Genomic DNA, 10,399 nt, shown 5'->3' with positions numbered 1-10,399 from the left:
AAATCAACCGATGATGCCAATGAATATGGGACCACAGGCAAATCAACCGATGATGCCAATGAATATGGGACCACAGGCAAATCAATCGATGATGCCAATGAATATGGGACCACAGGCAAATCAACCGATGATGCCAATGAATATGGGACCACAGGCAAATCAACCGATGATGCCAATGAATATGGGACCACAGGCAAATCAATCGATGATGCCAATGAATATGGGAGCACAGGCGAATCAGTCTATGCAGTCAATGGCCCAAGCGAATCAACAAATGCAAATGATGGGTCAAATGAATCAACCAATGATGTATGGAACAAATGGACAAATGATGTCAGCTAATGATTATGAACAACTTCAACATCTTAATCAATATCGTGAAACTGATGATTATGAAGATTAATGATTAGAAGCAGCCTATTTCTTAGGCTGCTTTTTCTTTTGACTTAATCATTTCGATTATTATTTTCATTTCTCCCCAATAACTAACAGAGTAAAGTTAGATGATTTTAGCCACATTAATTGTTGAAAGGGGGAATTCAAAAATGAAAAAAGTAGCATTGACGGTTGCCGCAGCAACAATGATTTTAAGTAGTATGACTGCATGTGGTACAGACAATCAAGCTAGAACCATGAACAACAATTATCAAAATACAGGTTTTGAATCACAAGACATGAGTGGTGCTTATACAAGTTCACGTTACGGTGGTCAAGGTCCAGTTACAGATATGATGACACCTGATAATCGTCGTGCTGGTGGTGCTTATGGAAGACTCGATCAACCTGCAGGACAAAGAACACGCACACATTTAAACAACTATCAAACGCGTGACAAAGGGTTCCAATCTGCAGGACGTGATGGGTACCGTGCTAACCAAACTCGACCTGGAATGGGCCGAGCTGGTATCACAGGAAATGATCGACCAGGTATGGTTGATGAAGATGGATTGTTACGTGGCCATGCCAATACGCGCTATGGTACACATAATCGTCAAGGGGCAATGAACTTTGGTCAACGTGGCACGATGAACCGTACAGGTGAAGGTCTAGGAATGACAAATCGTGGTGCAGGAACAATGGAGCATGGTGTTCGCCGCGGAGCTGGGGCACTTGAACAAGGAGTGCGTCAAGGTGCTGGTGCTCTTGGTCAAGGAGTGCGTCAAGGTGCTGGTGCACTAGAGCATGGTGCAAATCGTGGAATGGGTGCTGCCAGACGTGGTGCGGAATCATTAACGGGTCAACGCACAACTACGGCTAATTACCATAAAGATTATGACGGGAAAACGGCTCAACAATTAGCTAATCGAGTCGATGAWATTGAAGGTGTTGAGGATTGTCGTGTCATTGTACATGAAAACGACGTAGTAGTAGGTGTTCAAACAGATGCTAACAATGAAAAGATCAAGAATCGTGTCCAAAAGGTCGTTCAACAACAAGTTGAAGGAAAAGATGTACGCGTTGTAACAGATAAGAATACAGTAGGACGCATCCGTACAATGGATGATGAATTACGTACTGGTGCTGCTTTTAACGAAGTTGGAGCAACATTTAATGACATGCTACAAGATTTAGGTCGCGCTGTACAACGTCCGTTTGAGCGTTCACSGTAATACAATACAACCTTCATTAAGACAGGGGAAATTCCCCTGTCTTTTTTTGATTTATGAAGAATTATCATAAGAGAGGAATGAAAACATCAATTTACGGAGAGACTGAACTTGTAAATGGAAGTTTTTATATATCTTACTGAATTTACTAATGAATCGAACGGTGGTGAACATGGTGAAAGTGCTTCAAGAATTAAAAAAGAAAAAGGGAAACACTATTCTCATCATGCTTCTGTTAATACTAGTTACAACCTTTACGTTATTATTTGTTCAATCAGAACGAGGGCATGTTCAAACTGATTTTAATGAGAATGATACTCCTTCTGACGCGTTTGAAGTATTAGCTCCTACAACGATGAATGTGACCTTGCAATACCTCTATATGGACGGTGAAGTCATCGAAGAGCAGACTGAAGAAACGATTTGGGCAATGGAAGATTTTTGGGCTCATTATGAGGATTGGACTTTACAAACTCAATCTGAGGAGCGAATGGTCTTTCAAAAAGAAATTGATGATATCTCTCCGGATTTAAAAATGAACGGTTACTTTGGGATTACTGAAGATGGAATTTTATCGATTTTTGAAGGTGTTCCTCAAGATGAACAAGTGATTCAGTCGTTTTTTCAAGTTGATACAAAGAAGTTGAAAAGTAAGCAGCATTCTGAGCTTGCTAAAGGTATTCCTGTTGGAGATAAGGATCATTATGAAGAAGTGTTAGAAGTATTTGCAGAGTATAAAGAAGCTGAATTTTAAGGCTGTCTGGTTAACAGGCAGCTTTTTTATTTTGAGCACGATGCGATTATACGAAGGTCGGGGAAATATGCTAAAATAGAAATAAACGTTCGTATAATGGAGAGGGAGTTCAAAGTGATTGATTACATAAATGGAGTGTTAGTGGACATCGAAACACAATATATCGTAGTGGACCACCAAGGGTTAGGCTATCAGGTGTATTGTCCGAACCCTTACCGTTTCCAGCGCCAATTAGAGGAGAAGATTAAGATTTTTACCTATCATCATGTGAGGGAGGATCTTATTCGGTTATTTGGGTTTGAGACAAAGGCAGAGAGGGCTTTATTTGAGAAATTACTCAATGTATCAGGKATTGGTCCTAAAGGTGCATTAGCGATTCTTGCTTCAGGTCAACCGGAGCATGTGGTGCGGGCGATTGAAGAAGAAGACGAGGCATTATTAGTGAAGTTTCCTGGCGTTGGTAAAAAGACAGCTAGACAAATTATTTTAGACTTAAAAGGGAAGCTTGATGAATTTGCTCCAAGTTTATTCACAGATTCAGACGGATTAATTTCTGGATCAAAACAAGCCGTTAACCAAGTAAATGAAGAGCTTGAAGAAGCGCTTGAAGCACTACGAGCACTTGGATATGTAGAAAAAGAATTGAAAAAGGTTCGTCCTAAGCTTGAAGAGGAAGTAATGGAAACGGATGCTTATATTAAAAAAGCTTTGAAATTAATGCTGAAAATCTAAAATGAGGAGGTGGAGATGAATGGATGAGCGTATGGTCTCTGCGGAATCTCAAGGACTAGAGGAATCACTTGATCAAACCATTCGCCCAACGGATTTAAATCAGWACATTGGGCAAGAAAAAGTAAAGCAAAACCTGCAAGTTTTTATAGAAGCTGCCAAAATGCGTGAAGAGTGCCTTGATCATGTGCTTTTATATGGGCCACCTGGTCTTGGTAAAACCACTTTATCTGGTATCATCGCAACAGAGATGGGAGTACAAATGCGAACCACTTCAGGTCCAGCAATTGAGAGGCCAGGTGATTTAGCAGCTATTCTTACAGCGCTTGAGCCTGGTGATGTTTTGTTCATTGATGAAATACATCGTCTAAATCGCATGGTCGAGGAGGTACTTTATCCAGCAATGGAGGACTTTYGTTTAGACATTGTGATTGGGAAAGGCCCAACCGCCAGGTCCGTTCGTCTAGACTTACCACCTTTTACCCTCGTAGGAGCAACAACTCGAGCAGGGATGCTCTCAGCACCGCTACGTGATCGCTTTGGAGTAATGGCACGTTTAGAATATTATACAGAAGCGGAACTTGCGGTCATTGTAAAACGAACAGCAGCTATTTTTGAAACGGTATTAGAAGAAGCTGCCGCAGTAGAAATTGCTAGACGTTCAAGAGGAACTCCTCGTATTGCGAATCGTCTGCTACGTCGTGTAAGGGATTTTGCGCAAGTTATGGGCAACGGCACGATTTCTGTTGAACTTGCAGCAAATGCTCTAGAGAAATTACAAGTTGACCGTCTAGGACTTGATCATATTGACCATAAATTACTAATAGGGATGATTGAAAAATTCCGAGGTGGTCCTGTTGGTCTTGAGACAATCTCTGCGACTATAGGAGAAGAGTCTGAAACGATTGAAGATGTATATGAGCCCTATTTATTACAAATTGGTTTCTTACAGCGCACACCGAGAGGAAGAATGGTCACACCTGCTTGTTATGAACATTTCAATCTTGAGGAGCCGACTAAATGAGTACAGTATCGAAAGTGTTGATTGGGATTGGGGTTATTTGCATTGTGGTTGGGCTGTTATGGCCGCTACTCTCAAAAACATCAATTGGCCGCTTGCCCGGAGATATTTTAATCAAACGAGAGAATTCCACGTTTTACTTTCCGATCATGACCTCGATTGTCGWAAGTATCGTTCTTTCTTTGATTTTATTTTTATTCGGACGATTCCGGTAAGCGAGATGAATTTTCCTTGCTTAATAAAACAAGGTTCGGTATTCTAGAAAAGATGTCTTAGAACGGATGAAAAGGTGAATTTACATGGATGTACGTGATTTTGATTTTTATTTACCAGATGAATTGATCGCACAGACGCCGCTCCTTGATCGAACGGCGTCTCGTTTGCTTGTTTTAGATAAAGAAAATGGCTCGATTAAGGATGATGTCTTCTCTTCAGTAACCGACTATTTGAAACCAGGTGATTGCTTAGTATTAAATGATACAAGAGTGTTACCAGCTAGATTGTACGGTGTGAAAAAGGATACCGGAGCTAAAATTGAGTTGCTGTTATTAAAGCAGCTTGAAGGTGATAAATGGGAGACTCTTGCGAAGCCTGCAAAGCGAATGAAGGTTGGTACAACGATTGATTTTGGAGATGGCCTTCTCACTGCTACTTGTGTAGATGAAAGCGATCAAGGTGGACGAGTAGTTGAGTTACAATACGACGGGATTCTTCATGAGGTTCTTGACCAATTGGGAGAAATGCCTTTGCCACCTTATATTAAAGAACAACTTGATGACCAAGAACGTTATCAGACAGTTTTTGCTAAAAATAGAGGATCTGCAGCAGCTCCAACGGCAGGGTTGCATTTTACAGAAGAACTGCTGCAAACTCTACAAGATAAAGGTGTTCACTTAGCCTTTATCACTTTGCATGTCGGGCTTGGAACATTTAGGCCAGTTAGTGTGGAGGATGTTGAATCCCATGAGATGCATGCAGAATATTATCAAATGAGTGAAGGAACCGCACGCTTACTTACAGAGGTTAAAGAGAATGGCGGCAAAGTCGTAGCAGTCGGTACCACTTCAGCTAGAACACTTGAGACAATCATGAATGAACATGGTGTTTTTTGTGAGGCATCTGGTTGGACGTCCATTTTTATTTACCCAGGTTATACATTTAAAGGGATTGACGGATTGTTAACGAATTTCCACTTACCTAAGTCTACGCTTGTCATGCTTGTAAGTGCTCTTGCCGGAAGAGAGCATATCATCGGGGCATACAACCATGCGGTTATGGAACGGTATCGTTTCTTCAGCTTTGGTGATGCAATGTTTATTCGTTAGATAAGAAATGAGAGTGACAAGGAGGATGGGACGCTATGGCAGCAGTCACCTATGAATTAATTAAAACGTGTAAACAATCAGGTGCTAGACTTGGGCGTGTACACACACCACACGGTACATTTGAAACACCCATTTTTATGCCTGTTGGAACACTTGCAACAGTTAAAACAATGAGCCCGGAAGATCTTTATGATATGAACGCTCAGATTATTTTAAGTAACACCTATCACCTTTGGTTACGTCCGGGGCATGATATCGTCAAAGAAGCAGGCGGCCTTCATAAATTTATGAACTGGGATCGTCCAATTTTAACGGATTCTGGTGGATTTCAAGTATTTAGTTTAAGTGCTTTGCGTAAGATTGAAGAAGAGGGTGTTCATTTTCGCAACCACATGAGTGGGGAGAAACTTTTCTTAAGTCCTGAAGGTGCAATGGATATTCAAAATGCGCTTGGGTCAGATATTATGATGGCATTTGATGAATGTCCTCCTTATCCTGCTGAATATGACTACATGAAAAAATCGGTTGAGCGTACGAGTCGCTGGGCTGAACGTTGTTTAAGTGCTCATAAACGTCCAGAAGACCAAGGTTTATTCGGAATTGTACAAGGTGGGGAGTACGAAGAGCTGAGAAAGCAAAGTGCTAAAGACCTCGTATCAATGGATTTCCCTGGTTACGCTGTTGGTGGGTTATCAGTAGGCGAACCAAAAGATGTGATGAACCGTGTGTTAGAGTTTACAACACCTTGGTTACCAGATGACAAAGCCCGTTATCTAATGGGAGTTGGATCTCCTGATTCACTAATTGATGGGGCGATTCGTGGGATTGATATGTTCGATTGTGTGCTTCCTACTCGTATTGCTAGAAATGGTACTTGTATGACAAGTGAAGGYCGCTTAGTCGTTCGAAATGCAAAGTTTGCACGCGATTTCCGTCCTCTTGATGAGAACTGTGATTGTCATGTTTGTCAAAACTATTCAAGAGCGTATATTCGCCATTTAATTAAGTGTGACGAAACGTTCGGATTTAGGCTTACGACTTATCATAACCTGTATTTCCTGTTAAACTTAATGGAGCAGGTAAGACAAGCAATTCGTGATGATCGTTTGCTTGACTTTAGAGAAGAGTTTTTTGAACAATACGGCTTCAACAAGCCAAATGCAAAGAACTTCTAATCATATAGCTTGTAAAGTAAGGAAAGGGGGGAAAATGAATGGAGATTCTTGGTACATTATTACCACTAATTCTAATGTTTGCGATTTTTTATTTCTTGCTTATTCGTCCACAACAAAAGCGTCAGAAATCAATTCGTGACATGCACTCAAACCTTCAACGTGGTGACAAAATCATCACAATTGGTGGCATACACGGTGTAATCGATGCAATCGATGAGGATGTACTCATCGTTCTTGTAAACGATAACCGTAAGCTAACGTTTGACCGCGCAGCAGWCCGCGAAGTAGTCAACCCAGATTGATAATATGAAAGGCGGAGGCGACTGTTCTGGCATGCGGTAAAATAAGGGGGGGCAAGATGAAGTCGCAGTTTGACTTCATTTGATTCACCATTTTTACCCGCAGGTCAAGGAGCCGAAGCTGGACATTGAAAAGCGGAATGATTCGTTTAGATATGAGGAGGCTGGAGGTTTGGCAATGAGAAGCTCTTTTGCTTCGTTTGCCAAAGAGAAGCGGACGATTATCTGAGTCAATGAAGTTAGACATCAGTCATACATAAGAAAGCACAGCCATTTGGCTGTGCTTTCTTTATTTTTGTGAGTTGCTTGCTATATTCACTCCAATGATGCCACCTAATGCTGCGAGTAGCAGATAGGCGCCGTGAAAGGCGTACTGTCCAGTTGTGAATACCTCGTTGTAGCCAAGGAATTGGACAAGAAAAGTTATTAAGGTAAATAACAAGGCTGTTAGAGCACCTGCCATCCAACCTCTTGACTTTGCTTTTGCTCCTGACATAAACCCTCCAATAAACATTGATAAGCACGCTACTCCAATGATAAGCCAGCCGATTGATTCCTCCGTATAAGAAGTAAATGTTAAAAATAAGGAAGTAAGTAAACTAAAAGACAGAGCAATTACTAAAATTGCACTTAATCCCCAAAATACAGCTGGGAAAAAACTTCTAGAAGCCAATTTTCCACACCCCTTTGTCATGTWTTTAACCTCTTTTTAAAGCTTATTCGGGCTTGTATAAAATAGACATAAAAGATTGGATAAGCAGAATAAAGGACATGTTTAAATCAAGCGTGTCATAGGATGATAGAAATGTGGACGAGAGGAGTACAAACATGGCAGTAACCTTTGCGTTAATCATTTTTATCATCAGTTATTTCTTTATTATGACCGAAAAACTGAACCGGGCAGTGGTCGCTTGTCTAGGTGGCGTGTTGATGCTTGTGTTCGGTGTATATGAAATAGAAGCTGCCTTTTTGCAGCATATCGATTGGCATACGATTACACTTTTACTGGCAATGATGATTTTAGTTTCCATCACAAGTCAGAGCGGTTTTTTTGAATATGTTGCTGTCTCTATGRCGAAATGGGTAGAGGGCAGACCCATCCCTTTACTTATTGTGATCTCAACTTTTACTGCTTTTGGCTCTGCTTTTTTAAACAATGTGACAACGGTGCTTTTAATTGTACCGATTATTTTTACATTAACCTCCCTTTTAAAGCTCAATGCGGTTCCGTTTTTATTATCCATTGTCATGGCGTCTAATATTGGTGGAACAGCTACATTAATTGGAGACCCTCCTAATTTAATGATTGGTCAGGCAGTTGGGCATTTAAACTTTAATGATTTTATCGTGCACTTAAGTCCAGTTGTTATCATCATTTTTTTATTAGTGATGGCAGGATTGGTTTTTTATTACCGAAAACAGCTTTCTGTTAAAGTTGAGCATCAGATGAAGTTAAAAATGCTCCAACCTGCAGATTTTATCAAAGATAGAACCTTGTTAATTAAATCGGTTACTGTTCTAGGAGCAACTACTGTTGCCTTTGTGATTCAACCTTTATTACATATTGAGTTGACTAGTATTGCAATGGTAGGGGCTTTATTATTGATGTTAATCACTCAAGATGAGCTCGATGTAGAGGAAGTATTCAAGTCGGTTGAATGGGTAACTCTTTTCTTTTTTATCGGACTTTTCATGCTGGTTGGTGGATTAAAAGAGGTCGGGATCATTGATGAGTTTGCAAAGGCTATTATATATTATACGGACGGTGATTTGCCTAAGACGGCGATGTTTATTTTATGKGGAGCTGGCATCCTTAGCGGATTTGTAGATAATATTCCATTTGTAGCGGCAATGATTCCAGTCATTTTAGAATTTCAAGAGTATGGAATGACTAATCTAGATCCATTATGGTGGTCGCTTGCTCTAGGGGCTTGTTTAGGAGGAAATGCAACCATTATTGGAGCGACGGCAAACGTGATTGTAGCTGGAATGGCTTTAAAAGCAAAGCAACCATTCAGCTATCTGGAATTTTTAAAAGTAGGTGCACCGATTGCTCTTATTTCTTTTATTATATCAAGCATTTATATTTATTTACGCTATCTAATTTATTTTTAACTGAGTTCTCTTTCCAAAAGCTTCAATTCATTAGCTCACAATCTCTGCACATACTACTCATTAAAGACTGAGTTTGAGATTGAGGGGGCGTGAGCGATGGACTTTGTGACAATCATCCTTCGTACAGTTTTGGTGTATGTCATTATTCTACTTGTCTTACGCTTAATGGGTAAACGAGAAATAGGGCAATTATCGGTTCTTGATTTTGTTGTATCAATCATGATTGCTGAACTTGCAGTGATTTCGATTGATAACTTTCAAGCGCCAATGATTCATTCATTAATCCCCATTTTTGTGCTATCCATTATTCAAATTACGTTTGCGGTTTTCTCGTTAAAAAGTGAAAAATTACGTGACTTATTAGATGGGGAGCCTTCTGTATTAATAAAAGAAGGAAAGATCGATGAACATGAAATGCGTAAGCAACGCTATAACTTTGATGACTTACTTGTGCAGCTAAGACAGAACAAGATAGGAAAGCTTTCTGATGTTGAATTTGCCATTTTAGAACCTTCTGGCAAACTTTCCGTTATTGAAAAATCAAAGGATGCTGAAAAGAAAGGTTCCAATCTCCCCTTACCCCTTATCCTAGATGGAAAGGTTCAAGAGGAGCATTTGAAAAAAATCGACAAAACACCGTTATGGTTAAGGCAAGAAATGAGAAAAATTGGATACAGAGATATTAAAAATATATCGTATTGTGCTTTAAGGGATGATCAATCGTTTTTTGTAGATCTTAAAGACGAACAGTAAGCTAAAACTAGTTATAGGTGGAGACATGCTTTTTGGTTCGTTCATATCTTATATATGAACGACAAAAAGGAGGTTCGCTTGTGTCTAACTATTATGAGCTTGCAAAAGAACATCAAGGTCAGCGAGTGACGATTACAGATGTTTCGGGAATAACTTATACAGGGAAATTAGTCAGCGTTGATTCGGGCCATGTTTACTTGGAACTTGAACAAGCTGGGGAGCAGGAATCGTATGATCGTAGCGGAGGGTATGGTTATGGCTATTACCAGCCACCTTATCCACCATCCTGTTGTCCATCTAATAATGTGGTCCCAATTGCGCTTGCTGCCATTGGAGGATTTGCCCTTGCTAGTGCCTTTTTCTTGTGGTAAGATCCTGAATATTTGAAGCTAATCTTGAGAAAGAGGTTAGCTTTTTTCTATTGTTTTGAAAACTTACTATTCTGAATATATCGTGAATCCTTGTATTCTAAAAAAAGATATGTAAAATAGCAATATACATTTGTTCTTCTTAGAGAGACAATTTGGAGGGTAGAAGATGAAACTTTTAGCGAAATTAGTAATTGGTATTATTGTCGGTATTTTAATTGGATTATTTTTTCCGGAATCAGTTGTGCTGTGC

Annotated in this window: 13 protein-coding genes; 12 read left to right on the top strand and 1 reads right to left on the bottom strand. The window is 40.0% G+C overall.

Annotated features, from left to right (window positions below; translation table 11 throughout):
* The 9 genes from AB685_RS31435 to yajC all read left to right on the top strand — a co-directional run.
* Positions 1 to 403, top strand: a 403-nt coding sequence (locus AB685_RS31435; RefSeq protein WP_157860747.1) for a hypothetical protein, incomplete at its 5' end; no start/stop codon positions are given.
* Positions 404 to 545: 142 nt separating this feature from the next.
* Complete coding sequence (locus tag AB685_RS22860; RefSeq protein ID WP_047972885.1) at positions 546 to 1,610, top strand: YhcN/YlaJ family sporulation lipoprotein; 1,065 nt, start codon at positions 546 to 548, stop codon at positions 1,608 to 1,610.
* Positions 1,611 to 1,758: 148 nt separating this feature from the next.
* Positions 1,759 to 2,361: a BofC C-terminal domain-containing protein gene (locus AB685_RS22855; RefSeq protein WP_241773365.1), complete on the top strand. Its 603-nt coding sequence runs from the start codon at positions 1,759 to 1,761 to the stop codon at positions 2,359 to 2,361.
* Positions 2,362 to 2,475: 114 nt separating this feature from the next.
* Positions 2,476 to 3,093, top strand: a complete 618-nt coding sequence (ruvA, locus tag AB685_RS22850; RefSeq protein ID WP_047972883.1) for a Holliday junction branch migration protein RuvA — start codon at positions 2,476 to 2,478, stop codon at positions 3,091 to 3,093.
* A gap of 19 nt (positions 3,094 to 3,112) precedes the next feature.
* Positions 3,113 to 4,114 (top strand): Holliday junction branch migration DNA helicase RuvB, encoded by a 1,002-nt coding sequence (ruvB, locus tag AB685_RS22845; protein ID WP_047972882.1) that lies wholly within the window; start codon positions 3,113 to 3,115, stop codon positions 4,112 to 4,114.
* Positions 4,111 to 4,326: a DUF2905 domain-containing protein gene (locus AB685_RS22840; protein ID WP_047972881.1), complete on the top strand. Its 216-nt coding sequence runs from the start codon at positions 4,111 to 4,113 to the stop codon at positions 4,324 to 4,326. The genes ruvB and AB685_RS22840 overlap by 4 nt, the downstream gene beginning before the upstream one ends.
* Positions 4,327 to 4,410: 84 nt before the next feature.
* Positions 4,411 to 5,436 (top strand): tRNA preQ1(34) S-adenosylmethionine ribosyltransferase-isomerase QueA, encoded by a 1,026-nt coding sequence (queA, locus tag AB685_RS22835; protein ID WP_047972880.1) that lies wholly within the window; start codon positions 4,411 to 4,413, stop codon positions 5,434 to 5,436.
* A 35-nt stretch (positions 5,437 to 5,471) separates the two neighbouring features.
* Positions 5,472 to 6,611 (top strand): tRNA guanosine(34) transglycosylase Tgt, encoded by a 1,140-nt coding sequence (gene tgt / locus AB685_RS22830; RefSeq protein WP_047972879.1) that lies wholly within the window; start codon positions 5,472 to 5,474, stop codon positions 6,609 to 6,611.
* Between the two features lie 38 nt (positions 6,612 to 6,649).
* The gene (gene yajC, locus AB685_RS22825) at positions 6,650 to 6,913 is read left to right on the top strand and encodes a preprotein translocase subunit YajC (RefSeq protein WP_047972878.1); all 264 of its coding nucleotides are present in this window, start codon (positions 6,650 to 6,652) and stop codon (positions 6,911 to 6,913) included.
* Positions 6,914 to 7,199: 286 nt separating this feature from the next.
* Here yajC and AB685_RS22820 read toward each other — a convergent pair whose 3' ends face one another.
* The gene (locus tag AB685_RS22820) at positions 7,200 to 7,583 is read right to left on the bottom strand and encodes a TIGR04086 family membrane protein (protein ID WP_053073925.1); all 384 of its coding nucleotides are present in this window, start codon (positions 7,581 to 7,583) and stop codon (positions 7,200 to 7,202) included.
* A 155-nt stretch (positions 7,584 to 7,738) separates the two neighbouring features.
* On the opposite strand from AB685_RS22820, the gene AB685_RS22815 reads away from it, so the two are divergent.
* The 3 genes from AB685_RS22815 (at position 7,739) to AB685_RS22805 (ending at position 10,149) form a co-directional block, all read left to right on the top strand.
* Entirely contained in the window at positions 7,739 to 9,025 is a 1,287-nt protein-coding gene (locus AB685_RS22815) for an ArsB/NhaD family transporter (protein ID WP_047972876.1), read from the top strand.
* A 96-nt stretch (positions 9,026 to 9,121) separates the two neighbouring features.
* Positions 9,122 to 9,778 carry a DUF421 domain-containing protein gene (locus tag AB685_RS22810; protein WP_047972875.1) on the top strand — a complete coding sequence of 219 codons (657 nt, stop codon included), beginning with the start codon at positions 9,122 to 9,124 and terminating at the stop codon, positions 9,776 to 9,778.
* A gap of 80 nt (positions 9,779 to 9,858) precedes the next feature.
* Positions 9,859 to 10,149, top strand: a complete 291-nt coding sequence (locus AB685_RS22805; protein ID WP_047972874.1) for a hypothetical protein — start codon at positions 9,859 to 9,861, stop codon at positions 10,147 to 10,149.
* The last annotated feature ends 250 nt before the right edge of the window (positions 10,150 to 10,399 follow it).

The organism is Bacillus sp. LL01 (genome assembly GCF_001037965.1).
The sequence above is the reverse complement of the archived record's forward strand: the minus strand, read 5'-3'. Positions and strand labels throughout refer to the sequence as shown.

What these genes read in the sequence shown, in the direction of transcription:
- queA (WP_047972880.1), top strand. Translation starts at nt 4,411, where the DNA reads ATGGATGTACGTGATTTTGATTTTTATTTACCAGATGAATTGATCGCA.
- AB685_RS22855 (WP_241773365.1), top strand. Translation starts at nt 1,759, where the DNA reads ATGAATCGAACGGTGGTGAACATGGTGAAAGTGCTTCAAGAATTAAAA.
- AB685_RS22810 (WP_047972875.1), top strand. Translation starts at nt 9,122, where the DNA reads ATGGACTTTGTGACAATCATCCTTCGTACAGTTTTGGTGTATGTCATT.